Origin of the sequence: Actinomadura rugatobispora (assembly GCF_042656285.1) — a bacterium.
GTDB classification, from domain to species: domain Bacteria; phylum Actinomycetota; class Actinomycetes; order Streptosporangiales; family Streptosporangiaceae; genus Spirillospora; species Spirillospora rugatobispora.
Window position 1 is genome coordinate 82,698 of sequence record NZ_JBHSON010000014.1, and the last position, 23,055, is coordinate 105,752.

21 protein-coding genes are annotated in these 23,055 nt (G+C 74.7%); 9 read left to right on the forward strand and 12 right to left on the reverse strand.

Translation table 11 applies throughout. From position 1 onward, the window contains the following. The first annotated feature begins 32 nt into the window (after positions 1-32). A complete protein-coding gene (locus tag ACFPZN_RS12655) occupies positions 33-971 on the forward strand; it encodes an AMP-binding protein (protein ID WP_378282085.1) in 939 nt (312 codons plus the stop codon). Positions 972-986: 15 nt separating this feature from the next. Here the strand turns inward: ACFPZN_RS12655 and ACFPZN_RS12660 are convergent, their stop codons facing one another. Further along, the gene (locus ACFPZN_RS12660; RefSeq protein ID WP_378282086.1) at positions 987-2,420 is read right to left on the reverse strand and encodes an aldehyde dehydrogenase; all 1,434 of its coding nucleotides are present in this window, start codon (positions 2,418-2,420) and stop codon (positions 987-989) included. A gap of 151 nt (positions 2,421-2,571) precedes the next feature. On the opposite strand from ACFPZN_RS12660, the gene ACFPZN_RS12665 reads away from it, so the two are divergent. Continuing rightward, entirely contained in the window at positions 2,572-3,204 is a 633-nt protein-coding gene (locus ACFPZN_RS12665; protein WP_378282087.1) for a mycothiol-dependent nitroreductase Rv2466c family protein, read from the forward strand. Positions 3,205-3,226: 22 nt separating this feature from the next. On the opposite strand, the gene ACFPZN_RS12670 is transcribed toward ACFPZN_RS12665, so the two are convergent. Further along, entirely contained in the window at positions 3,227-3,712 is a 486-nt protein-coding gene (locus ACFPZN_RS12670; protein WP_378282088.1) for a cytidine/deoxycytidylate deaminase family protein, read from the reverse strand. Continuing rightward, positions 3,705-4,394, reverse strand: a complete 690-nt coding sequence (locus ACFPZN_RS12675; protein ID WP_378282089.1) for a RibD family protein — start codon at positions 4,392-4,394, stop codon at positions 3,705-3,707. The genes ACFPZN_RS12670 and ACFPZN_RS12675 overlap by 8 nt, the downstream gene beginning before the upstream one ends. A gap of 106 nt (positions 4,395-4,500) precedes the next feature. Here ACFPZN_RS12675 and ACFPZN_RS12680 point away from each other — a divergent pair, with 106 nt between their 5' ends. Beyond that, complete coding sequence (locus ACFPZN_RS12680; protein WP_378282090.1) at positions 4,501-5,652, forward strand: exonuclease SbcCD subunit D; 1,152 nt, start codon at positions 4,501-4,503, stop codon at positions 5,650-5,652. Further along, positions 5,649-8,690 (forward strand): AAA family ATPase, encoded by a 3,042-nt coding sequence (locus ACFPZN_RS12685; protein ID WP_378282091.1) that lies wholly within the window; start codon positions 5,649-5,651, stop codon positions 8,688-8,690. The genes ACFPZN_RS12680 and ACFPZN_RS12685 overlap by 4 nt, the downstream gene beginning before the upstream one ends. Before the next feature lie 20 nt (positions 8,691-8,710). Here the strand turns inward: ACFPZN_RS12685 and ACFPZN_RS12690 are convergent, their stop codons facing one another. From ACFPZN_RS12690 to ACFPZN_RS12715, 6 genes are all read right to left on the reverse strand, one after another. Further along, entirely contained in the window at positions 8,711-9,496 is a 786-nt protein-coding gene (locus ACFPZN_RS12690; protein ID WP_378282092.1) for an SAM-dependent methyltransferase, read from the reverse strand. An 81-nt stretch (positions 9,497-9,577) separates the two neighbouring features. Next, positions 9,578-9,898: a GroES family chaperonin gene (locus ACFPZN_RS12695; RefSeq protein ID WP_378282093.1), complete on the reverse strand. Its 321-nt coding sequence runs from the start codon at positions 9,896-9,898 to the stop codon at positions 9,578-9,580. Positions 9,899-9,907: 9 nt separating this feature from the next. Next, the gene (locus ACFPZN_RS12700; protein ID WP_378282094.1) at positions 9,908-10,846 is read right to left on the reverse strand and encodes an NAD-dependent epimerase/dehydratase family protein; all 939 of its coding nucleotides are present in this window, start codon (positions 10,844-10,846) and stop codon (positions 9,908-9,910) included. A 30-nt stretch (positions 10,847-10,876) separates the two neighbouring features. Beyond that, positions 10,877-11,839 carry a DMT family transporter gene (locus ACFPZN_RS12705; RefSeq protein ID WP_378282095.1) on the reverse strand — a complete coding sequence of 321 codons (963 nt, stop codon included), beginning with the start codon at positions 11,837-11,839 and terminating at the stop codon, positions 10,877-10,879. A 91-nt stretch (positions 11,840-11,930) separates the two neighbouring features. After that, a complete protein-coding gene (locus tag ACFPZN_RS12710) occupies positions 11,931-12,710 on the reverse strand; it encodes an SDR family NAD(P)-dependent oxidoreductase (protein ID WP_378282096.1) in 780 nt (259 codons plus the stop codon). A 21-nt stretch (positions 12,711-12,731) separates the two neighbouring features. Then, the gene (locus ACFPZN_RS12715; protein ID WP_378282097.1) at positions 12,732-14,201 is read right to left on the reverse strand and encodes a flavin-containing monooxygenase; all 1,470 of its coding nucleotides are present in this window, start codon (positions 14,199-14,201) and stop codon (positions 12,732-12,734) included. Positions 14,202-14,332: 131 nt separating this feature from the next. Between ACFPZN_RS12715 and ACFPZN_RS12720 the strand changes: the two genes are divergently transcribed. The 3 genes from ACFPZN_RS12720 to ACFPZN_RS12730 are packed head-to-tail and all read left to right on the forward strand — an operon-like array spanning position 14,333 to position 18,824. Further along, positions 14,333-16,195, forward strand: coding sequence for a DUF4132 domain-containing protein (locus ACFPZN_RS12720; protein WP_378282098.1), 1,863 nt, complete (start codon positions 14,333-14,335; stop codon positions 16,193-16,195). Next, on the forward strand, positions 16,192-18,402 hold the full coding sequence (locus ACFPZN_RS12725) for a DUF4132 domain-containing protein (protein WP_378282099.1): 2,211 nt from the start codon (positions 16,192-16,194) through the stop codon (positions 18,400-18,402). The genes ACFPZN_RS12720 and ACFPZN_RS12725 overlap by 4 nt, the downstream gene beginning before the upstream one ends. A 29-nt stretch (positions 18,403-18,431) precedes the next feature. Beyond that, positions 18,432-18,824, forward strand: a complete 393-nt coding sequence (locus ACFPZN_RS12730; protein ID WP_378282100.1) for a hypothetical protein — start codon at positions 18,432-18,434, stop codon at positions 18,822-18,824. 21 nt (positions 18,825-18,845) lie between these two features. Here the strand turns inward: ACFPZN_RS12730 and ACFPZN_RS12735 are convergent, their stop codons facing one another. Next, positions 18,846-19,514, reverse strand: a complete 669-nt coding sequence (locus ACFPZN_RS12735; RefSeq protein WP_378282101.1) for a helix-turn-helix transcriptional regulator — start codon at positions 19,512-19,514, stop codon at positions 18,846-18,848. Between the two features lie 108 nt (positions 19,515-19,622). On the opposite strand from ACFPZN_RS12735, the gene ACFPZN_RS12740 reads away from it, so the two are divergent. Together ACFPZN_RS12740 and ACFPZN_RS12745 are read left to right on the forward strand one after the other, a co-directional pair. Further along, a complete protein-coding gene (locus tag ACFPZN_RS12740; protein ID WP_378282102.1) occupies positions 19,623-20,510 on the forward strand; it encodes an oxidoreductase in 888 nt (295 codons plus the stop codon). 55 nt (positions 20,511-20,565) lie between these two features. After that, positions 20,566-21,177 carry a PadR family transcriptional regulator gene (locus tag ACFPZN_RS12745; protein WP_378282103.1) on the forward strand — a complete coding sequence of 204 codons (612 nt, stop codon included), beginning with the start codon at positions 20,566-20,568 and terminating at the stop codon, positions 21,175-21,177. Between the two features lie 13 nt (positions 21,178-21,190). On the opposite strand, the gene ACFPZN_RS12750 is transcribed toward ACFPZN_RS12745, so the two are convergent. Together ACFPZN_RS12750 and ACFPZN_RS12755 are read right to left on the reverse strand one after the other, a co-directional pair. Next, positions 21,191-21,895, reverse strand: a complete 705-nt coding sequence (locus ACFPZN_RS12750; RefSeq protein WP_378282104.1) for a maleylpyruvate isomerase family mycothiol-dependent enzyme — start codon at positions 21,893-21,895, stop codon at positions 21,191-21,193. Between the two features lie 64 nt (positions 21,896-21,959). Continuing rightward, a complete protein-coding gene (locus ACFPZN_RS12755; RefSeq protein WP_378282105.1) occupies positions 21,960-22,994 on the reverse strand; it encodes a diacylglycerol/lipid kinase family protein in 1,035 nt (344 codons plus the stop codon). Positions 22,995-23,055 lie beyond the last annotated feature (61 nt).

The following is a 23,055-nucleotide window of genomic DNA, read 5'->3' on the forward strand; positions in this document are numbered from 1 at the left end:
TGGGGCGGGGCGCGGCGTCGTACGGTCGGGCCATGTTCGACCGGGACACCGGCCTGCCGGCCGTTTCCGAGATCACGGTCACCGGGACCGTCATGGAGGCCGCCCTCAGGCACGCCGCCGCCCGGCGCGACCGGCCCGCGCTCATCGGCTCGGGCCGGTCGGTCGGCTACCCGCGGTTCGCGGAGGTCGTGCCCGCCGCCGCCGCGGGACTGGCCCGGTACGGCGTCCGCCCCGGCGACGTCGGCGCGATCCACCTCGCCGACCCCTGCGACACCGCGCTGGCCGTGCACGCCGTGACCGCGGTGGGCGCCGTGCCCGCCCCGCTGCCCGCGCACGCCTCCGCCGCCGAGCTGGCCCGGCTGATGAACGAGTGCGGCGCCCGGTTCCTGATGACCGGCTCCGGGGAGGAGGCGGTGCTGGCGCTGGCCGCGACCGAGCGCGCCTACGTGCGGCAGGTGTTCGCGTTCGGCGACCTGCCGGGCGCCACGCCGTTCGCCCGGCTCGTCGACGACCACGGCGGCGCCGCTCCCCCCGCCGCGATGATCGACCCGCTGCACGACGTCGGGCTGCGGCTCAGCGAACCGCCCGAGGACCTCACCCACGCCGACCGGCTCGCCGACCTGTACCGGCTGGGCGGCGCGGCCGGGATCGTCCCCGAGGACGTGGTCGCCTGCTGCGCGGACGACTGCACGCCCCCGACCTGGCTCGGCCTGATGGACCTGTGCCTGGCCCAGGGCGCGACGTTCGCGGGCGTGCACGACACCGGCGCCGCCGCGCTGCTCGCCGCCGTCGAGGCGCACGGCGCGACGCTCGCGGTCGCCGGGCCCGCCAAGCTGCGGGCCCTCGCGTTCGAGACCGCGCCGCTGGCGGCCGCCCGCGAGGTGAGGCTGCTCGTCACCGGGCCGACCGGGCCCGAGGTCGTGCGCGCCTGCCGGGAACGCCACGGCTGGGCGGTCACCTTCCTCGGCTGACCCCGGGCGCCGGGGTCACGCCGGACGCGGGATGGCCTTGTGCTCCAGGTAGGGGGAGAGGCCCTCGGGGCCGAGCTCGCGTCCGAGGCCGCTGTCCTTGTAGCCGCCGAACGGGGTGTTCGGGTCCAGGACGTACAGGTTGACGCCGCAGCTCCCGGTGCGGATGCGCCGCGCGACCTCCACGCCGTGGTCGACGTCGGCCGTCCACACCGAGCCGCCCAGCCCGTAGTCGCTGTCGTTGGCGATGCGGACCGCGTCCTCCTCGTCGTCGTAGGGCAGCAGCGCCAGCACGGGCCCGAAGATCTCCTCACGGGCGATGCGCATGTCGTTGGCGACGTCGCCGAACAGGGTGGGGGCGACGTACCAGCCGCGGTCGTGGGGACGGTCCAGGCCGCCGGTGATGAGCTTGGCGCCCTCGTCCTGCCCGACGCGGATGTAGCCCTCGACGCGCTCCTGCTGGCGGCGCGCGGCCAGCGGGCCGATCTCGGTGCCGTAGTCGGCGGGGTCGCCGACGTTCAGGCCCGACACCATGGCGGCCAGCGCGTCGGCGACCTCGTCGTAGCGGGACCGCGGCGCCAGGATGCGGGTCTGGGCGGCGCACGCCTCCCCGTTGTTCATCAGCGAGGCCATCTTGAAGCCCTCGATGGTGGAGGGCAGGTCGGCGTCCTCCAGGATGATCGCCGCCGACTTGCCGCCCAGTTCGAGGGTGGCGGGGCGCAGGCGGCGGCCGCAGGCGGCGCCGATCTGGCGGCCCGCCTCGGTGGAGCCGGTGAAGGCGACCTTGTCGACCCCGGGGTGCTCGACCAGGTAGGCGCCGGTCTCGCGGCCCGCCGGGACGAAGTTGACCACGCCCTCGGGCAGCCCGGCCTCCTCGATCCACTCGGCCAGCAGGTAGGCGTCCAGCGGCGCCTCGGGGGACGGCTTGGCCACCACCGTGCACCCCGCGATCAGCGCCGGGGCCAGCTTCATCATGAGGGTGAACTGGGGGACGTTCCACGGGTAGATCGCCGCGACCACCCCGACCGGCTCGCGGGTGACCGTCACCGGGCCCAGCATCCCCGGACGCTCCTCCTCCCAGGTGAAGGAGGCGGCCAGGTCGACGTAGTACTGCAGCACCATCTGGGGGAGCGCGGCCTGCCCGAAGATGGAGAACAGGATGGGCGAGCCCATCTCCTCGGTGACCAGGTCGGCCATCGCCTGCTGGCGCTCGGCGTAGATGGCCGACAGGCGGCCCAGGATCTCGGCGCGCTCGGCGGGGGCCATGCGCGGCCAGGGGCCGTGGTCGAAGGCGTGCCGGGCGGCGGCGACGGCGGCGTCGATGTCGGCGGGGAGGCCGTCGGGGACCCGCCCGACGACCTCCTCGGTGTGCGGCGAGAGGACGTTGATCGTGCCGGTTCCGGCCGGGGCGGTCCACTGGCCGCCGATGAACAGCCGATCGTGCTCGCGCATGCTGCCGCACCTCCGCGCGGGAAAGTCTTTGACCGAGTGCTTGCTTGGTCCTGCTCGGTCACAGCATCGCACGCCTCCCCCGGGGATTGGCAAGGGAGAACGAGACTTGCGTCTCATGCCCGTTCCGCCCGGGTGGTGCCATCCTGGGCCGATGCGACGGACAGAACCCCCGGCGACGAAGCGCGCCGACATCTGGTTCGACCCCTCCTGCCCGTACACCTGGATCACCTCGCGCTGGCTGCTCGAGGCGGCCCGGGTGCGCGGGTTCGAGATCGGCTGGCACGTCCTGAGCCTGTCGGTGCTCAACGAGCACCGCGACGACGACCCGGAGGGCGACCCCGAGGGCTACCTGTGGCTGCCCGTGCGGATCTGCGCCGCCGTCGCCGAGCGCCACGGCCAGGAGGCCCTCGGCCGCTACTACACCGCGCTCGGCACCCGCGTCCACGAGGCCGGAACCTGGGACCCGCGGATCGTCCCGGACGCCCTCGCCGAGGCCGGGCTCCCCGGCGACCTGGCCCAGGCCGCCGAGACCGACGCCTGGGACGCCGCCGTCCGCGCCTCGCACGCCGAGGGCATCGCCAAGGTCGGCGACCACGTCGGCACCCCGATCATCGAGGCGACCGCCGGGGACGGCGCGCGCACCGCCTTCTTCGGCCCGGTCGTCTCCCGCATCCCGCGCGGCGAGGAGGCCGGGCGGCTCTGGGACGGCACGGTGCTGGTCTCCGCCGTCGGCGGGTTCCACGAGCTCAAGGGCGCGCCCCACGCCGAGCCCGACTACCGCTGACGGGAGGCCGGGGCGAACGCGTTCAGCCGAGCAGGTGCGCGTTGGGCACGCGGGCCCGGCCGGCCAGTTCGGGCAGCTCCACGACCTCCACGCCGTGCGCCCGGAGCCGGTCCACCCCGGCGCCCGCGCCCGGCACGAACAGCGGCGGCTCCCGCCAGGCGAACACCACCCGGCGCAGGCCCGCCGCGACGATCAGATCCGCGCACGGCGTCGGGTGCGAGGAGCGCTCGCCGCACGGCTCCAGCGAGGTGTAGATCGTCGCGCCCGCCAGGCCCGTCCCGGGCAGCGCCGTCAGGTCGGCGGGCGCCGCGCCGCCGTGCCGCCGCGCGACCTTGCCGAGCGCGGACTCCTCGGCGTGGTCGCGCGGATCGTCCTCGCGCGAGAAGCCGCGGGCGAGCTCCGACCCGCTCGCGTCCACGACCACCGCGCCCACCGAGAACGCGGTCGCCGACGGCGGGCAGCGGCGCGCCAGATCGCACGCCAGCCGCAGCCACCGCAGGTCATCCACGGCCGTTGCCGTTGAGGAGGTAGCGCAGGAGGACCAGGTCGCCGATCCGGGTGGCCTCGGCCAGCCGCATCGGGCGCCCCGGCGACTGCGGGAACACCCCCGGCCCCGCGAACCGCGGCGCGGACGGGTCGCCGATGAAGAACGGCGCCACCACCAGCTGCAGCTCGTCGGCCAGCCCGGCGGTGAGGAAGCGGGTGTGGATCTCGCCGCCGCCCTCCACCATCAGCCGCCGCACGCCACGGGAGGCCAGGTCGGCCAGCATCACCGCGAAGTCCACCGGGTCGCCCGCGCCGACCACCTCGGCGCGGTCGCCCAGCCGCTCGGCCAGCGCGGGCACGGCGGACGGCGGCGCGTACACCAGCTTGGGCGACTCGCCGGTGGTGAAGAACCGCGCGTCCGGGTCGAGGTCGCCGCCGGCCGTCACCGTCACCTTGGTCAGGTCGGCCGGCAGGCCGCGCTCCACCCGCCGCTTGCGCCGCGTCTCCGAGCGGATCAGCAGCTTGGGGTCGTCGCGGCGGACCGTGCCGGCGCCGACCAGGATGGCGTCGCAGGCCGCGCGGACCCCGTCCACCCGGTCGAAGTCGGCCGGGCTCGACAGCCGCAGCCGTTCGGGACTCGCGTCGTCGATGTACCCGTCGACCGACATCGCGCAGCTCAGCAGCACCTGGGGACGCTCGCTCACGCAGCCACCCTACGCGCACCCCGGCGCGCCGCATTCGGCCGGTTCGGGGAACCACGGCGTTTCTGCGCCGGATGTGTCGGAGGTGATGCCTAGGGTGTCTGGCGACATGCGACTCCTCCACACCTCCGACTGGCATCTCGGCAGATCCTTTCACCGCGAGGGCCTCCTCGCGGCCCAGGCCGCTTTCGTCGACCACCTGGTCGAGACCGTGCGTGCGGAGCGGGTCGAGTGCGTGCTGGTCTCCGGCGACGTCTACGACCGCGCGCTGCCCGCCGTCGACGCCGTCCGGCTGTGCGACGAGACCCTGGTCAGGCTGCGCGAGCTGGCCCGGGTAGTGCTGATCGCGGGCAACCACGACTCGGTCCAGCGGCTCGGGTTCGGCTCCGCGCTGATGGACGACTCGGGCGTGCACATCCGCACCGACCCGGCCCGCGTGGGGGAGCCCGTCGTCGTCGGCGACGCCGCGATCTACGGCATCCCCTACCTGGAGCCCGAGCTGGTCCGCCACCCGTGGAGCCTGGACGAGCGCAGCCACGCCGCCGCGCTCACCGAGGGCATGCGCCGCGTCCGGGCCGACCTGGACGCGCGGCGGCGGCAGGGCCTGCACTCGGTGGTGATGGCGCACGCGTTCGTCACCGGCGGCGAGCCCAGCGAGAGCGAGCGCGACATCTCCGTCGGCGGCGCGGCGAACGTCCCGGCCGGCGTGTTCGACGGGGTCGACTACGCCGCCCTCGGCCACCTGCACGGGCGGCAGCGGATGACCGACCGGGTGCGCTACTCGGGCTCCCCGCTGGCCTACTCGTTCTCCGAGGAGCGGCACGTCAAGGGCTCCTGGCTGATCGAGCTGGAGCAGGGCGGCGCCGGCGGCGCCGCGCTGCGGTCGGAGTTCGTGGAGGCGCCGGTGCCGCGCCGGGTCGCCCGCGTCCGGGGCCGGATCGACGACCTGCTCACCGACCCGCGCTACGAGACCTACCGGGACCACTGGCTGCAGATCACGCTCACCGACCCGCGCCGCCCGTCCTCGGCCATGGAGCGCCTGCGCCGCCGCTTCCCGCACGCCCTGGTGCTCGGCTTCGAGCCCGAGGGCGGCTCCGGGGAGGACGCCCGCACCTGGTCCGAGCGGGTCAGGGAGCGCTCCGAGCTCGACATCGCGGGCGACTTCGTCGCCGAGATGGGCGAGGCCGCGGCGTCGGAGGCCGAGCGGGAGCTGCTGCACGAGGCGTTCGAGAGCTGCCGGCAGAGGGACGCGCTCCTATGAGACTGCACCGGTTGGAGATCACGGCGTTCGGGCCGTTCTCGGGCACCGAGGAGATCGACTTCGACGCGCTGTCGAACGCCGGGCTGTTCCTCATCCAGGGGCAGACCGGGGCGGGCAAGACCAGCGTGCTCGACGCCGTCTGCTTCGCCCTGTACGGGCAGGTCCCCGGCGCCCGCAACGCGGTGAAGGGCCTGCGCAGCGACCACGCGGCGGCGGGCACGGCGCCGCGGGTGATGCTGGAGGTCACGATCCGGGGGCGGCGGCTGCGGATCCACCGGTCGCCCGCGTGGGACCGTCCCAAGCTGCGCGGCTCCGGCACGACCCAGGAGAAGGCCAAGGTCCTGCTGGAGGAGCTGGAGCACGGCGCGTGGATCGCGCTGTCCACGCGGCTGGACGAGGCGGGCGACCAGATCGGGCAGCTGCTCGGCATGACGGCCGCGCAGTTCTGCCAGGTGGCGATGCTGCCGCAGGGCGAGTTCGCGTCCTTCCTGCGCGCGGGCGCCGAGGAGCGCCGCAAGGTCCTGGAGCGGCTGTTCGCCGCCGAGGTCTACACCCAGGTCGAGAAGTGGCTGGCCGACCGCCGCGCAGCCACCGGGCGCGACGCGTCCGAGCTGCGGGCGGCGGCCGAGTCGGTCGCCGACCGGATCGCCGAGACGACCGGCGCCCCGCCCCCGCGCACGGCTCCGCGGCCGTCCGGGCCGGTGCCGCGGCCGCGCCGGGGCGAGCCCGCCGCCGAGCCGGACGAGCCGTTCGGCGACATCCAGGCGCTGCCCGCGTGGGCGGCCGAGCTGGCGGGGCAGCACCACGACGTGCGCCGGTCGGCCCAGGAGCTGCTGGGCGGGGCCGCCGAGAGTGTGGAGGCGGCGCGCGCCGCCTACGACGACGCCCGGGGCCTCGTCGACGCGCGCCGCCGTCACACCGACGCGCTGCGCCGCCGCGACGTCCTCCAGGAGGGCGCCGAGGAGCGCTCCCGGCTCACCTCGCGGCTCGACGCCGCCGCGCGGGCCGACCGGGTCGTCCCGCTGGTCCGCAACCTCACCGACCGCACGCACCGCGCCAAGAGCGCCCACGACAGCGCGGGCCTGGCCCGGTCCCGGGTCGCCGCGCTGGTCGGGCCCGGCGCCGCCGAGGACGTCCTGGCCAAGGCCGAGCGGTCGCGCCGCGACGACATGGCCGCGCTCGACGCCAAGCGCGCCGTCGCCCAGCGGCTCACCCAGGTCACCGCCGAAGGCCACCGCCTGGCCGCCGAGCGCGAGCGGCTGGAGCCCGAGGAGGCGCGGGCCGCCGCGTCCCTCGACGAACTGCCCGCGGTGCTCGAGCAGCGGCGGGCAGCCCACGAGGACGCCCGGATCGCCGCCGCGGTCCGTCCCGGCGCCGAAGTCACCGTGCAGGACGCGCGGCGCCGCCTCGGTCTCGCCGAGCGCCGCGACCAGGTCCTCGGACGGCTCGGGCAGGCCGAGGACGAGCACCGCGCCGCCGTCGACGCCGCCCAGACGGCCCGCGAGCGCTTCCAGGAGCTGCGCCAGGCGCGCTTGGAGGGCATGGCCGCGGCCCTGGCCGACGACCTGAAACCTGGCGAGCCCTGCCTGGTCTGCGGCTCCACCGAGCACCCCCGGCCCGCGTCCACCCTCGGGGCGCTCATCGGCGAGGACGACGAGGCCCGCGCCGAGTCCGCCTACGACCAGGCCCAGCGGCGGCGCGAGGACGCCTCCCGCGCCGTCGAGTCGCTGCGCGCCGAACGTGACGCGATGCTGGAGGAGGTCAAGGAGACCGGCGTCGCCGAGCTGGCCGCCGAGCTGGAGGACGCCGAGCGCGCCCTTGCCGCCGCCGTGGCCGCCGCGGCCGAGGCGGAACGGCTGGAGGACGCCGTGCACCGCGCCGAGCGGGAGCTGGAGCAGGCCCGCGAGCGCCGCGACGAGATCGCCCAGGCGCTCACCGCGAACCGGGCCCGCGACGGCGAGCTGGTCGCCGAGCAGGCCCGGCTGCGCACCGAGCTCGACGCGGCCCGCGGCGACGACCCGTCCCTGGAGGCCCGCGCGCAGCGGCTGCGCCGCGAGGCCGACGGCCTCGCCGAGGCGGTCCGGGCGCTGCAGGAGGCCGACCGGGCCGCCGGCGAGCTGGCCGCCGCCCGCGCCGAGGCCAAGGCCGCCGCGGCGAACGAGGGCTTCCGCGACCCCGCCGAGGTCACCGCCGCCGCCCTCGCCGACGAGGACCAGGCCGTCCTGCGCGACCGGGTCCGCCGCTTCGAGGACGAGGAGGCCGCGATCCGGTCCGCCCTCGCCGACCCCGCGCTCAAGGCCGCGGCCGCCGCGCCCGCCCCCGACCTGCCCGCGCTGGAGGCGGCCGTGGAGCTCGCCGAGTCCGCGCGCGAGGCCGCCGTGAGCGCCGTGGCGCAGGCCCGCCGCCGCTGCGACCGCCTGGCCGAGCTGCGCGCCGAACTGGACGGCGCCGTCCGCGCCTGGCGCCCCGCCGCCGAACGCCACCGGGTCGCCGAACGCCTCGCCGGGCTCGCGTCCGGGAAGTCCGCCGCCAACCGGCTCGGCATGTCGCTGTCGGCGTACGTGCTCGCCGCCCGGCTGGAACAGGTCGTCGACGCGGCCAACGAGCGCCTCGACCGGATGTCGGCCGGCCGGTACGCCCTCCAGCACACCACCGACAAGGCCGCGGGCGACCGCGCCAAGGGCGCCGGCGGCCTCGGCCTGCGCGTCGTCGACGGCTGGACCGGGCGGCAGCGCGACCCGGTCACGCTGTCGGGCGGCGAGTCGTTCATCACCTCGCTGGCGCTCGCGCTCGGTCTCGCCGACGTCGTCACCGCCGAGGCCGGCGGCACCGAGATCAACACCCTGTTCGTCGACGAGGGCTTCGGCACCCTCGACGAGGAGACCCTCGACGAGGTCATGGACGTCCTGGACGGCCTGCGCGACGGTGGCCGCGCCGTCGGGATCGTCAGCCACGTCGCCGAACTGCGCGCCCGCATCCCCGCCCAGCTCCGCATCGCCAAGGCCCGCGCCGGGTCCACGGCGGCGATCGTCGTCTGACTCCGGCCCCGGGCCGCGTTTCAGACCTTGCGGGCGACCGCCGCCAGCAGCCAGCCGGTGGGCTCGTCGTAGGGGCGGTCAGGCCGCCACTCGGGCGCGTACACCAGGCCCGGCTCGACCGGCTCGAAGCCGTCCAGGAAACCGGCGATCCGCTCCCGGCACCGGAAGGTGACCACGACGCCGTTCCGCCGGGTCAGCTCCTCGCTGACGGAACGTTCCCGCGCGGTCAGGTTCTCGTCGGTGAACTCGCACAGCGCCAGGTGGCTGCCCGGCGCGACCGCGTCCCGGAACGCGCCCACGGCGGCCTCCGGGCCCTCCTCGTCCCGCAGATGGCACAGCACGCTGATCATCAGCACCCCCACCGGACGGTCGAAGTCGATCAGCGCGGCGACCTCCGGATGGTTCAGGATGCCCTCCGGCTCCCGGGCGTCCGCGTGCACCGCGATCGCGGTCGGCAGCGCGTGCAGCAGCGCCTGGAAGTGCACCACCGCGACCGGGTCGTGATCGACGTAGACCACCCGCGCGTCCGGATCGACCGCGTGCGCCACCTGGTGCACGTTGCCCTTCCCGGGCAGGCCGCAGCCGACGTCGATGAACTGCCGGACCCCCGCCTCCAGCAGGAAGCGCACCGCGCGCCGCATGAACTTGCGGTTCTCGCGCGGCAGGTGCCGGGCCGCCGGGAACGCCGCGAAGGCCTCCAGGGCGGCCTCACGATCGGAGGTGTAGTTGTCCTTCCCGCCGATCGAGAAATCGTAGATGCGGGAGCTGGCGGGGCCGCTCAGGCCGTGCGGGTCGCGCTCTGTCATGATCCTTACCTGGTCCGCGGGATCATCACATCTTGGCATCGGAGCGCGACTTTTACAGTACGCAGCGCTGACGAATGTCGGCTACAGGTACAGGCCGGTGCCGTGCTCGGGGCGCTCGTTGGCGATGGCGTGCAGGTCGCGCTCCCGCATGACCAGGTAGTTCTCGCCCTGGATCTCCACCTCGTACTGGTCCTCGGGATGGAACAGCACGCGGTCGCCGACCTTGACCGTGCGGGCGTGCGTGCCGACCCCGCAGACCTCGCCCCAGGCCAGGCGGTTGGACTGCTCCACCGTGGCGGGGATGACGATGCCTCCGGTGCTGCGGCGCTCTCCGGCCTCCTTCTCGACCTTGATCATGACGCGGTCGTGGAGCATCTGCACTTCGAACTTGGGCTCGGGCACGCTCGGATTTTATCCGCCCGCGGAGAGCAGGGCGGCCCACGCGTCCCCGATGATCTCCGGCAGCGCGGAGCGGACCGGCCGCCAGCCGAGCTCGCGGCGGACCGCCCGCGCGTCGCACACCAGCAGCGGCGGCTCCGGCTGCGGCGGGCGCCGCACCGTCGGCACCGCCCGCCCGGTCACCTCCTCCACCGCCGTGACCACCTCCAGCACCGACGCGCCCGCCCCGCTGCCGACGTTGTAGACCCGCTCGTCGCCGGGCCGCACCGTCTCCAGCGCCCGCACGTGCGCCGCGGCGAGATCGTCCACGTGCAGGTACTCGCGGACCGCCCCGCCCGAACCGTTGATCTCCAGATGCGGGGCCGTCCCGGCGGCCACCGCCAGCGCCTTGGGGATCAGCCGGGTCTCGTCCGGATCGGGCCGCCCGTCCACCGACCCCGCCACGTTGAACGTGCGCAGCACCATCGCGCCCGCCGACCCCGCACGGGCGTGGAACCGCACCACCTGCTCGGCCGCCAGCTTCGACGCCCCGTACGGGCTCGTCGGCGCGGGCGTCTGCTCCTCGGGGATCGGCTGCCGGTCGGGCGTCCCGTACACGGCGGCGGTCGAGCCGTACACGATCCCGGCGACCGACGGCGGCAGCGCCTCCAGCAGGTTGACCGTCCCCTGCACGTTGGCGGTGAAGAACCGCAGCGGCTCGGCGAACGACTCGCGCACCCGGGTGAGCGCCGCCAGATGGCACACCGCGTCGTACGGCTCGTCCAGCACCGGGCCCAGCCCGGCCGGATCGAGCAGATCACCGATGATCGGCCGCACGCCCGGCGGCAGCACCCGGTCCGCGCCCCGGACCAGCCCCGTCACCTCGTGCCCCGCCGCCAGGAGCCGCCGCCCCACCGCGTACCCCACGTATCCCGCCGCACCCGTCACCAGCACCCGCATGCGCCCCAGCATTCCGGCACGGAAGGCCCGCGGGCAACGCGATCAGAGCAATGGGGACCGAGCCGGCCGCGCGGCCGGCGCCCGCCGCACCCGGGCCGCCTCCTCCGCCTCGGGCTCCTCGTACCGCGGGAAGCTCGCCAGCGCGATCAGCGCCAGCGTCAGCCCCCCGGCCCGCAGCAGGAACGGCCCCATGTCCTGCGGCCAGTCCTCCCCGAACAGCACGATGCTGCTGAGCACCAGGTACGCGCGCCCGATCACCGTCAGCACCGTCGCCACGATCGCCACCCGGCAGCGCTGCAGCGCGATCTGCAGCTGGATCAGCGCGAGCCCCGCCATGCCCACCGTCAGGTACGGGTAGGGCGACACCAGCACGCTCACGAGGTCGCCGGTGTCCTCGTACACCAGCGAGATCCCCCGGATCCCCGCCTCGGCCAGCCCGGCGCACGCCCCCGCCCCGATCCCGTACGCGACCCCGGCCAGCTTCCGGGCATGCCTCCCGCCCGCGCGGCGGTCCCCGACCAGCCACACCATCGCCGCCACGACCAGCGCCGGAGCCATCACCGCGAGCATCAGCCACGGCGCCTTCAACGTCTCCACCAGCGTGGCCTCGGCCTCCAGCGGCCGCTCCGACCCCGACGACAGCCCGATCAGGACCGTCGCGAGGACGAACAGCGCCACGCTGAACCACTCGCGGCCGTTCAACCGCTCGCCCAGGAACCACACCGCGTACACCACGAGGAACACCAGGCTGATCGCGAAGATCGGCTGCGCCACCGACAGCGGCATCGCGGTGAACGCCACCACCTGGTACGCCAGCCCCAGGAACAGGATCAGCCCCCCGGAGAACCACACCGGATCCGTCACCATGTGCCACGCCGCGTGGAACGGCCGGCTCCCGCGCAACGGCGGCATCCGCCCCGCCGCGATCCGGAACACGAGAAAGGCCACGTAGTAGGCGCTGGTGGAGAGCAGGGCAAGGGCGGCATAACCGAGGTCGCGACCCATCGGAGGCCTTTCACGGGACAGCACGGGGTGGGAGCCGGCGCCCCCTCGCCGACGCCTCCACCGTGCCCTGTCCCACACCCCGTGACAAGAGTCAGCGCTGGGGGCCGTACTTGCGGCCTGTCTTGTTGGAGAGGCGGCCCACCAGTTCTCGGGGGATGAGGCGGCTGACGCCGACGATGGCCTTGTACTGCGGGCTGGGGACGCTGACCTGGACGCCGCGGCGCAGGTCGCGGAGGGCGGCGTCGACGACCTTGTCGCGGTCGAGCCACATGAAGCCGGGGATGGACGAGGTGTCCATGCCGGCGCGGTCGTGGAACTCGGTGTGGACGAAACCGGGGCACAGGGCCATCACCTTGACGCGGTCGCCGCCGGGACGGCCGGCGATGTCCTGGGCCACGCCCTGGCTGAACGACACCACCCAGGCCTTGGAGGCGCCGTAGGTGCCGCGGGTGGCGAACGCCGAGACGGACGAGACGTTCACGACGCCGCCCCGGCCGCGTTCCAGCATTCCGGGGAGGGCGGCGTGGGTGAGGCGCAGCACGGCCTCGCAGTGCACCTTCAGCATGGTGATCTCGTCGGTGACGGGGACGTCGAGGAAGGTGCCCTTGTTGCCGAAGCCGGCGTTGTTGACCAGGAGGTCCACGCCCTGGCGGCAGCGGTCCTCCCCGGCGGCGAGGCCGTCCTCGGCGGACAGGTCGGCGATCAGGGGCTCGGTGCGGACGGCGTACTCGTCCCGCAGGTCGCGGGCGGTCCGGTCGAGCCGGTCGCCGTCGCGGGCGAGCAGCACCAGGTCGAATCCGTCGGAGGCCAGGCGGCGGGCGAAGGCGGCGCCGATGCCCGCGGTGGCACCGGTGATGAGAGCGGTCGGCATGCCCCGAGCCTAGACGGGCGGCTAGGGGTTGGCAGTGCGGCGCGCGCGGAAGTGGCGCGGGTCGGGGCGGCGGGTGGCGCGGCGGTAGGCGAAGGTGAAGCCCGGCCAGTTGTTGACGACCTTGCCGTCCTCGGTCATGTACCAGCTCGTGCAGCCGGAGTCCCACACGGTGGAGCGGAGCCGCTCGCGCATCTCGCGGCCGAAGGCGTCCTGCGCGTCCGGGCGGACCTCGATCCAGTCGAGGCCGGCGTCCCGCATGGCGTGCAGGCAGCCCAGCACGTACCGGATCTGGGACTCCAGCATGTAGATGATCGAGTTGTGGCCGAGGTTGGTGTACGGGCCGTACAGCAGGAACAGGTTGGGGAAGCCGCTGACCGTGATGCCCAGGTGGGCGAGGGCGCCCTCGCGCCACTCCTCGTTCAGCTCGCGGCCGTCCCGTCCGGTGATCTTCATGGGGGCGACGAAGCCGGAGGCGGCGAAGCCGGTCGCGTACACGATCACGTCGGCCTCGTGGTCGCGGCCGTCCGCGGTGCGGACCCCGGACGGGGTGACCCGCTCGATCGGGTCGGCGACCAGGTCGACGTGGGGTTCGGCGAGCGCCGGGTAGTAGTCGCTGGAGATGAGGATGCGCTTGCAGCCCATCGGGTAGTCGGGGGTGAGCGTCGCGCGCAGCGCGGGGTCGGCGATCTGGTCGCGCATGTTGGCGCGGAAGCGGCGCGAGAGCAGGTCCATCAGCTTCGGGTACTTGATGAAGCCGAGCGCGCGGGACTCGTAGAGCGCGTAGATGCGGGCGCGGCTCAGCTCGTGCAGGCCGGGGACGGACCTCAGCAGCGCCTTCTCCCAGCCCCGGTAGATCCGGTCGGGCTTGTCGATGACGTACGGCGCGGACCGCTGGAACACGGTGAGGTGCCGGGCCCGCGCGGCGATCTCGGGGATGATCTGGATCGCGCTGGCACCGGTGCCGACGATCGCGACCCGCCGGCCGTCCAGGGCGGCGCCGTGGTCCCAGCGGGCGGAGTGGAAGGAGGCGCCGGTGAAGGTCTCGCGGCCCGGGATGTCCGGCAGCACGGGACGGTTGAGCTGGCCGCACGCCGAGACCAGGACGCGGGCGGAGAGCGTGTCGCCGCGGCTGGTGGCGACGTGCCAGAGGCCGGCGCCCTCGTCGAAGCGGGCCTCGGTGACCTCGGTGCCGAACCGGATGAGCGGCATGATCCCGTACTCGCGGGCGCAGTCCCGCAGGTAGTCCAGGATCTCCTCCTGCGGCGGGAAGCGGCGGCTCCAGTCGGTCTTGCGCTCGAAGGAGAAGGAGTAGAGGTGGGAGGGGACGTCGCAGGCCGCGCCGGGGTAGGTGTTGTCGCGCCAGGTGCCGCCCAGGTCGGCGGCCTTCTCCAGGACGACCACGTCCCCGAAGCCCTCCTGGACGAGCCGGATCGCCATGCCGATGCCGCCGAAACCGCTGCCGATGATCACAACGTCGTGCGGAGCGCCCATCATCCGTCCCGAATCCGGTTCTGTTCGTTGTCCCGAGCGTAGGTGCCGCCCGGACGGTTGAACAGTGCCCGTTCCCACGCGGTTGTGAGGAAACCCCGGTTCTGTCCCTGCCGCATGTCAAGATCTTCCGCATGCCGAACGACAACCCCCCGGGCCTCGACGAGCACCTCGCCAAGCTGCAGGCCCCCCGCCCCGGGAAGCGCTGGCGGGAGCGCACCCGCGAACTGCTGCGGACCGCGGAGATCCGCGAGCACGTGCTGGCCACCGTGCGCGGGTACGCCCATACCGATCTGCCGGGGCCGAACAGGGGGGTCCCCGGCCGCGGCACCGCCCTCGTTCTGGTCGAGGACGAGAGCGCCCGCGGCTACGTGTGGGCGGCGGCGCTGACCGGCGAGGCCGCCGCGCTGGACGACCTCGTCACCGTCATCCGCCGCGCGGGCTGCGTCACCGCGGAGCCGGTGTGGGACGCCGCGCTGGCCAACGCCGCGATCAACGCGCTCGGCGCGTTCGGCGACCCCGCGGCGCTGGACGCGCTGCGCGGGCTGGAGAAGGAGCTGCGCTACCCCGGCGCGCGCAAGCAGGTGCAGGCCGCGATCCAGGCCGCCGCCGCGCTGCAGGGGATCACGCCCGGCCAGCTCCTCGAACGCGGCGTCCCGAGGCACGGCCTGGACCGGGACGGCTCGCTGGAGCGCCGGATCGGCGGCTACCAGGCGGTGCTGACGATCGAGGACCCGCGGACGGTGCGGTGCACGTTCACCGGCGCGGAGGGCCGCCCGCTGCGGTCGGTGCCCGCCTCGCTCAAGGGCGACGACGCCCACGCGGCCGGGATCAGGGAGCTGAAGACGGTCACCAAGGAGGTGCGCCGCACGCTCGCCGGCGAGCGCGCCCGCGTCGAGGGGCTGCTGTCGGCCGACCGCCACTGGGCGTACGGGGAGTGGTGCCGGCACTACCGCGACCATCCGCTCACCGGCGTCGTCACCCGCGGGCTGATCTGGGAGTTCGAGGGCCGGGACGGGGTGTGGCGGGCGGCGACGCCGGCCGATGAGGTGCTGGTGACCGTGGACGGCAACGAGCTCGCACGCCCGGAGCCCGGCGCGCGGGTGCGGCTGTGGCACCCGATCCGGGCGACGGCGCCGCAGGTCCGCGCCTGGCGGGCGTTCGTGGACGAGAACGCGATGGTGCAGCCGTTCAAGCAGGCGTTCCGCGAGATCTACCTGCTGACCCCGGCCGAGGAGGAGACCGGCGTCTACTCCAACCGGTTCGCCGCCCACATCGTCCGGTACGGGCAGCTGTACGCGCTGTTCAAGGAGCGCGGCTGGCAGTCCGACTTTCTCGGGCGGCACCACGACGGCGCCCACGGGCAGGCGAAGGGGGTCTTCGCGGAGGGCGGGTGGCGCGCGGTCTTCTACCACGAGCACGCCGAGGACGACTTCGACCACGCGCCCGCCTACGCCGCGACCGACCAGGTGCGCTTCGAGCGGCGCGACGGCCGCCGCTGGCAGGAGGCGCCGCTGGCCGGGGTGCCCGCCGCGGTGTTCAGCGAGGCGATGCGGGACGTGGACCTCTTCGTGGGCGTGACCTCGATCGCGGCCGACCCGGAGTGGGAGGACCGCGGCGAGGACCGGCACCTGGCGTACTGGCGGGAGACGAGCTTCGGCGAGCTGACGGCGAGCGCGGAGGTGCGGCGGGACGCGCTGTCCAGGATCGTCCCGCGCACCAGGATCGCCGGGCGGTGCTCGATCGAGGGGCGCTTCCTGGTGGTGCGGGGCGATCTGCGCACGTACAAGATCCATCTGGGCAGCGGCAACATCCTGATGGAGCCCGACGACTCCTACCTGTGCGTCGTCGCGTCGCGCCCCGCACCCACGGGGAAGGTGTTCCTGCCGTTCGAGGACGAGCGCCTGGCGCTGATCCTCAGCAAGGCGTTCCTGCTGGCCGCCGACACCGCGATCACCGACGACACCATCATCCGCCAGATCAAGGGGGACCGGTGACCGGGGAGACCGCGGAGCCCGGCGACGGCTACTCCCCGCAGGCCCTGCTCCAGGGCGTGGCCAGGGACCGGCATCCGACCTTCGGCCCGGCGGCCTGCGAACGGTTCCTCTCCTACCTGGCCGCCGACTCGGACCGGGCGGGCCCGCGCGAGCTGGGCGCGGCGCTGGGCGTGCTGGTGCGCTGCACCGGCCCCTGGCCCGAGGGCCTGTCCGGGCCCGCCCGAGTTCTCGCTCGCCGGGCGCTGGACGCGGGCTGGGACGGTACCCGGCCGTTCGCGCTGCTCGGTCTCGCCAGGCTGGCCGGGCCCGACCTGCACGCCGAGGCGGCCGCCCTGGCCGAGGAGGGGTGCGGCCCGATCGCGCGGGAGGAGCTCCGGCTGGTGGCCGGATGGGACGCCACCGGGTACGCCCTCCTGGCCGAAGCGTGCGACGAGCGCTGGTGGACCCCGCTCAGCCCGCTCCCGGACGTGTCGGAACGCCTGGCGGACCACGGCTACGCCGGCTTCGCGCGGTCCGTCCTGGAGCCGGCGGGCGACCGGGTCGAGGCCGTCCGGTCCGGCGAGATCCCCTACGAGGCCGACAAGGCGTTCGGCGCCGACGAGGTCGCCTCGCTCGGCCGCGCCGCCCGCGTCGCCCTCGCCCGCGACGAGCCGTGGCTGCCGGAGCTGCTCGACCGGATCGTGCGCGGCGTCGCGGTCGCGCCCACCGCCGCGAAGACGCTGCCCTCCCAGGCGCTGCTGTACGAGCTGGCCCGCGCCGCCCAGGACCTCCCCACCCCCGAGCTGGCGACCTCGCTGCGCACGGCCCGCACGATCACGCGGCACGGCGGCGTCCCCAAGCAGCTCGACAAGATGCTCAAGAGGATCGACGCCGCGCTCGCCGAGCGCGCCGAGGTCGCGCTGCGCCTCCCGGCCCTCGGCTTCGCCGCCGACGGGACGCACCGGACCCCGCTCGGCGAGCACGAGGCCGTCGTCACCGTCACCGGCGACGGCGCGGAACTGGAGTGGCGGGGGCCGGGCGGCAGGCCGCTGCGCTCGGTGCCCGCCGCCGTGCGCCGCGACCACGCCGCGGCCGTCAAGGACCTGCGCGACCTGGTCAAGCGGGTCCGCGCCCACCTGACCACCCTGGCCCGCGCCCTGGAGGGCGGGTTCGCGGGCGAGAGCGCGATGCCGTACGCCGAGTGGCGCGAGCGCCTGGCCGCCCATCCGCTCGCCGGTCCGATGACCCGCCGCCTGATCTGGGAGTTCGAGGTCGCGCCGGGCGAGTGGCGCGCGGCGCTTCCGGACGAGGCCGCGGAGCTCGGCGAGGCGGGGCGCGTCCGCCTCTGGCATCCGATCCGGTCCGCGCCCGAGGAGGTGCGCGCCTGGCGCGACGTGATCACCGAGCGGCGGCTCCGGCAGCCGTTCAAGCAGGCGTTCCGCGAGATCTACGTGCTCACCCCGGCCGAGGAGGAGACCCGCGTCTACTCCAACCGGTTCGCCGCCCACATCGTCCACTACCGGCGGCTGTTCGCGCTGTTCCGGGCGCGCGGCTGGCAGAGCCGGCTGCTGGGGCCCTGGGACGGCGGCGACCACGACGCCGCCCACCGCACGCTGGCGTCGGGGGAGTGGCGGGTGATCTTCCACCACGAGTACGCCGAGTACGACGGCGAGCGCGAGCTGGCCGCGACCGACCAGGTCAGGATGACCCGGCGGGAGGGCGGGGCCTGGCGCGAGGCGCCGCTGGCCGAGGTGCCCGCCGTGGTGTTCAGCGAGGCGATGCGGGACGTGGACCTGTTCGTCGGCGTCACCTCGATCGCGGCCGACCCGGACTGGGAGGACCGCGGCGAGGAGCGGCACTGGGCGTACTGGCGGGAGGCCGGCTTCGGCGCCCTGACGGCGAGCGCGGAGGTGCGGCGGGACGCGCTGGCCCGGATCCTCCCGCGCACCAAGATCGCGGGACGGTGCGAGCTGGACGGCCGCTTCCTGGTGGTGCGGGGCGACCTGCGCACGTACAGGATCCATCTGGGCAGCGGCAACATCCTGATGGAGCCCGACGCCTCCTACCTGTGCATCGTCCCCGCGAGCGGCAAGGGCACGGGCCCGCAGGTGTTCCTGCCGTTCGAGGACGAGCGCCTGGCGCTGATCCTCAGCAAGGCGTTCCTGCTGGCCGCCGACACCACGATCACCGACCCGACCATCCTCGCCCAGCTCGGGCGGGGCGCCTGAACGATCCGAGCGATCCAGGAGTGTGAGCCATGCCCGCGGTGACCTTCCGCGACGAGACCGCGACCGGGAAGGCGCTGGCCTCCTTCCAGGTCGGCGACCTGCCCGGCAGCATGACGGCGCGCGAGCTGATCCGGCTGCGGGTCCGCGAGGAGGTCGCGCGGCACAACGCCCGGCCCGGCCGCCGCTTCACCGGCCTGGTCCAGCCCACGGACGCCGAGGCCGACCTCAACGGCCACCGGCCGCGCGAGCCGCGCCGGCTGGACTGGGAGCGGCAGGCCGCCGTCGCCGAGCGGGCGTTCCTGTCCAACGGCTTCTTCATGCTCGCCGGCGACCGGCAGGTGGAGGAGCTGGACGAGGTGGTCGACCTGGCCGGAGACCCGGAGCTGGTCTTCATCCGGCTCGTCCAGCTGGTCGGCGGCTGACCGCGCGGGCGGTCGGCCCGGTCAGTTCAGCAGGCCCAGCTCGTGGGCGCGGCGCCCGGCCTGGAAGCGGGAGTCGGCGTCCAGCAGGACGAGGATCTCCGCGACCCGGCGCCGGTAGGTGCGCAGCGACAGGCCCAGGCGGCGCGCGGCCGTCTCGTCCTTGAAGCCCTCGCCCAGCAGCCGCAGGATCTCCCGGCTCTGCTCGCTCAGCGCCGGCGGCCGGCCGCGCCGGAACTCGGCCAGCGCGATCGACGACTCCCAGGTCGCCCAGTACAGCGATCGCACGCTCTTGACCACCTCCGGCGAGCGGACCACCGTGTAGGTGCGCTGCCCCTGGACGGGCGGCCCGGCCAGCACCGCGACCCGCCGGTCGATGATGATCGTCTCCTGGGGCAGCCGGGTCGGGCAGATCCGGACCTCCACCCCGCGCCCCGCCATGGCCAGCAGCCGCCGCTCGGACTCCTCGTCGGCCAGCGCCCGCGGGTTGTAGAGCTTGCAGACCCGCAGCTCGCGCGGCGGCTCCCAGCGGGAGGCGAGGATCTGGTCGCGCACGGCGGGCATCACCCAGGTGTCGGGATCGACGGCCGCGCAGACGAACTCCTCCCGCGCGTAGCCGAACAGGTGGCCGGCGCGCTCGGCCAGCTCCACCTCGCCGCGCAGCGTCACGTTCCGGTCCTGGTCGGGGCTCATCGCCGTCCAGTCTGCTCGGCGCCCGGCGAAACGGTCAAACCCGGAGGCGGACTGGCAGCAAGCTGCCAGCGGCGCGGGACCGGGCCCGGCGCGCGGCAGGGTGGGGCCATGAGCGAAACGATCAACCGTCACTTTGAGCTCGGCGGGGACCTGCGCGTCTCCCGCCTGGGATTCGGCGCCATGCGGCTGCCGGCGAGCGCCCCCGGCGGACCCGCCGCCGACCGCGGGCGGAGCCTGGACGTGCTGCGCCGGGCCGTGGACCTGGGCGTCGACCACATCGACACCGCCGCCTTCTACTTCCTCGGCGACCTGGCCGCCAACGACATGATCCGGGAGGCGCTGGCGCCGTACCCCGACGGCCTGGTGATCGCCACCAAGGTGGGGCCGCAGAAGGGGCCGGACGATCCGGTCCCGACCGGGCAGATGGAGGCCGGCGAGCTGCGCGCCGAGGTGGAGCGGAACCTGACCGAGCTGGGCCTGGACCGGCTCGACCTGGTCTACCTGCGCCCCGGCGGACTCGAACCGCCGTCCGCCGAGGAGTCGATCGCCGAACGGTTCGAGGTGCTGGCCGGGCTGCGCGAGGAGGGCCTCATCCGCCATCTGGGGGTCAGCCACGTCACCGCCGGGCACGTCGCCGAGGCCCGCGCGATCGCGCCGGTCGCGGCCGTGCAGAACTGGTTCGACCTGACCCGGCCGCGGGACTCCGCGCTGCTGGAGCTGTGCGCGCGGGACGGCATCGCCTACGCGCCGTTCTTCCCCCTCGGCGGGTTCGGGATCCCCGACCACCCGCGCCTGAAGGAGGTCGCCGACCGGCACGGCGCGACCGTGCCCCAGGTGCTGCTGGCCGGGCTGCTGGCGCTGTCCCCGGCCATGCTGGCGATCCCGGGCACCTCGTCCCCGGCGCACCTTGAGGAGAACGTGGCCGCCGCCGACCTCCACCTGACCGGCGAGGACCTGGCCGTCCTCGCCGAGATCGCGGAGACCCCCGCCGCCTGACGGCGACGGCATACCCTGTCCTGATCCGGACGCCACGGGACGGGCAGGGGGGACGATGTCGGCGACGCGGTTGCTGGTGCTCGGCGGGGTGCGCTCGTTCGGGCGCGCGCACGGGTACGAGGTGCGCCGGGAGCTGCTGTCGTGGGGGTCCGACGAGTGGGCCAACGTCAACCCCGGGTCGATCTACCACGCGCTCAAGCAGCTGGCCAAGGAGGGGCTGCTGCGCGCGCACGAGGTGGCCGAGAGCGACGCCGGGCCGCCCCGTACCGACTACGAGATCACCGAGAGCGGCGAAGCGGAGTTCTTCCGGCTGCTGCGCGCCGCCGTCGTCGAGGTGGACGTCCGGCGCCCCGAGCTGCTGTCGGCCGCGCTTGGGTTCCTCACCGAACTGCCCCGCGCGGAGGCGATCGCGCTGTTCGAACGGCGGCTGGAGGGCCTGGCCGGATGGCGCGCCTCGGTGGCGCCGCACCTCCAGGAGGCCCGGGCGCCGGGCGGCGAGGCGCCGCCGCTCGGCCACCTCGGCGAGCTTCTCGACTGGTGGGTGTACTCGGCCGACACCGCCGCCGAGTGGACGCGCGGGCTGATCGGACGGCTGCGCGGCGGCGCGTACGTCATGGCCGGCGAACCCGTGCCCGAGGCCGAGGCCGCGTTTCGGCCGGGACGGTGATCGGGCGGCCGGGTCAGGCCAGGCAGACCAGGGCGTCGCGCAGCTCCGGGTCGAGCCCGTGGTCGGAGGAGAGCCGCCCGGTCGTGGCGTCCACGAAGTCGGCCGCCGACAGCTCGGCCGTCTCGTCGTCCAGCTCCACCCGGAAACCGCCCGCGATCCCCTCCACCAGCACGGGGGAGTCCTGCTCGTCCAGCGCGAACAGGCCGACCCGGGCGCGCCAGGCCGTCCGGTCCGGCTCCTCGCCCTGCTCCACCGGCACCTTCACGTCGTCGGCGTGCGTGGCGTACTCCGAGGCGTAGTGGAAGGTCTGCAGGCCCACCGGGTACGGGCCCGCCAGGGTGGGGAGGTCGGCCCCCGCGCCCAGGGCGCGCATCCGGCGGCGGGTCTCGCCGTTCTTCCGGCGCCACTCCTCCATGACCTCGCCGACCGGCAGGTCGCGCCGCTGCCGCACGCACCACTCGTTGAACGAGCCGACGTCGTCGACGCCCTCCTTCTGCATCACCGCGAACAGGCCGTCGAGGTCGTCGTCGAGGCAGGCGTGGTTGTAGAGCTCCTCGCCGGCCAGGTGAGCCAGCACGTCGCGCACCGACCAGCCCTCGCAGCGCGAGGCGTGGTCCCAGTCCGGCGCCGTGAGCGAGGCGAAGTAGGCGTCGAGGCGGTGCGCCTCGGCGTCGAAGATGTCGAAGGGGTCAAGCCCCTGGAGGATCTCGGCGTTCATGCGGCTATGCTGCCCGGTCCCGGCGGAAGTGAACGCCCGCCACGCGGGTGCGGGCGGGTGCGGGTCAGGTGTCCACGAACGACTGCGGGACGACCACCCGCAGCGCGTTGCCGAGCAGCCGGACCGTCACCGGGGTGCGGCCCCTGATCTCGCCGTCGACGTCCACGTTCAGCGGCGGATCGGTCTCGATGCGCACGTGGTCGGTGGTGAGGAAGGCGTCCTCGTCCAGCGACCGCCACTTCCCGGTGAGCACGTGCCGGGCGGTCGCCGAGGCCAGCCGCAGCCGCCGCCGGTCGCCGAGCCGGTAGACCGCCAGCAGCCGGTCGTCGGGGCTGGCGTCGCGGGCGATGCGCCGGCCGCTGTGGTGCGCGCCGTTGGCCACGTTCAGCTGGTGGGTGTCCATCTCGTAGGTCTCGCCGCCGATCCGGATCGTGGCCTTGAACGCCTCGTGCCGGGGCAGCAGCCGGGCCGCGGTCAGCGCGTACGCGGCCTGGCCCAGGACCCGCTTGAGCTCGTGCGGCACCCGCTCGGCGACGTGCACCGACAGGCCGAGGCTGACCATGTTGGCGAAGATGTGCCTGGCCGGATCGTCCGGCGGCGCGGCGTCCCCGGCGTTCCCGGTGGCCTCGGCGTTCCCGGTCTTGTCGGCGTCCCCGGTCTTGTCGGCGTTCTCGGGGGTGGTGCCCTCGAACCAGCCGACGTCCACGTCGGCGACCTTGCCGTCGCGCAGCACCGCGACCGCGCCGGGCAGGTCGAGCGGCAGCTCCAGGCTGCGCGCGAAGTTGTTGGTGGTGCCCAGCGGGAGCACGCCGAGCGCGATGTCGCGGTGGGTCAGATGGCCGACCGCCTCGGCGACCGTGCCGTCGCCGCCGCCGACCACGACCAGGTCGGGCTCCAGCGCCAGCACGTCGTCGAACAGCTCGTTCAGCCGGTCGGGCTCGACCACCGGGAAGACCTCGGCGAACTCCAGCCCGGCCTCGGCCAGCAGGCGGCGGGCGGTGCCGTACAGCCGGCGGCCCCGGCGGGAGCGTGCGTTGATCACCAGGACCGCGCGCCCGCCCGCACGGATCGCGGACTGCAGCTCCGGCTTGCTCCGCATCTCGACCGGTCGTCTCCCTCCAGCACCCGGGCACACCCTACCGGGCGCCCCGTACCCGGCC

What these genes read in the sequence shown, in the direction of transcription:
- ACFPZN_RS12655 (WP_378282085.1), top strand. Translation starts at nt 33, where the DNA reads ATGTTCGACCGGGACACCGGCCTGCCGGCCGTTTCCGAGATCACGGTC.
- ACFPZN_RS12680 (WP_378282090.1), top strand. Translation starts at nt 4,501, where the DNA reads ATGCGACTCCTCCACACCTCCGACTGGCATCTCGGCAGATCCTTTCAC.
- ACFPZN_RS12685 (WP_378282091.1), top strand. Translation starts at nt 5,649, where the DNA reads ATGAGACTGCACCGGTTGGAGATCACGGCGTTCGGGCCGTTCTCGGGC.
- ACFPZN_RS12665 (WP_378282087.1), top strand. Translation starts at nt 2,572, where the DNA reads ATGCGACGGACAGAACCCCCGGCGACGAAGCGCGCCGACATCTGGTTC.
- ACFPZN_RS12755 (WP_378282105.1), bottom strand. Translation starts at nt 22,994, where the DNA reads ATGCGGAGCAAGCCGGAGCTGCAGTCCGCGATCCGTGCGGGCGGGCGC.
- ACFPZN_RS12690 (WP_378282092.1), bottom strand. Translation starts at nt 9,496, where the DNA reads ATGACAGAGCGCGACCCGCACGGCCTGAGCGGCCCCGCCAGCTCCCGC.
- ACFPZN_RS12700 (WP_378282094.1), bottom strand. Translation starts at nt 10,846, where the DNA reads ATGCTGGGGCGCATGCGGGTGCTGGTGACGGGTGCGGCGGGATACGTG.
- ACFPZN_RS12720 (WP_378282098.1), top strand. Translation starts at nt 14,333, where the DNA reads ATGCCGAACGACAACCCCCCGGGCCTCGACGAGCACCTCGCCAAGCTG.
- ACFPZN_RS12745 (WP_378282103.1), top strand. Translation starts at nt 20,566, where the DNA reads ATGTCGGCGACGCGGTTGCTGGTGCTCGGCGGGGTGCGCTCGTTCGGG.
- ACFPZN_RS12660 (WP_378282086.1), bottom strand. Translation starts at nt 2,420, where the DNA reads ATGCGCGAGCACGATCGGCTGTTCATCGGCGGCCAGTGGACCGCCCCG.
- ACFPZN_RS12750 (WP_378282104.1), bottom strand. Translation starts at nt 21,895, where the DNA reads ATGAACGCCGAGATCCTCCAGGGGCTTGACCCCTTCGACATCTTCGAC.
- ACFPZN_RS12735 (WP_378282101.1), bottom strand. Translation starts at nt 19,514, where the DNA reads ATGAGCCCCGACCAGGACCGGAACGTGACGCTGCGCGGCGAGGTGGAG.
- ACFPZN_RS12710 (WP_378282096.1), bottom strand. Translation starts at nt 12,710, where the DNA reads ATGCCGACCGCTCTCATCACCGGTGCCACCGCGGGCATCGGCGCCGCC.
- ACFPZN_RS12740 (WP_378282102.1), top strand. Translation starts at nt 19,623, where the DNA reads ATGAGCGAAACGATCAACCGTCACTTTGAGCTCGGCGGGGACCTGCGC.
- ACFPZN_RS12715 (WP_378282097.1), bottom strand. Translation starts at nt 14,201, where the DNA reads ATGGGCGCTCCGCACGACGTTGTGATCATCGGCAGCGGTTTCGGCGGC.
- ACFPZN_RS12730 (WP_378282100.1), top strand. Translation starts at nt 18,432, where the DNA reads ATGCCCGCGGTGACCTTCCGCGACGAGACCGCGACCGGGAAGGCGCTG.
- ACFPZN_RS12705 (WP_378282095.1), bottom strand. Translation starts at nt 11,839, where the DNA reads ATGGGTCGCGACCTCGGTTATGCCGCCCTTGCCCTGCTCTCCACCAGC.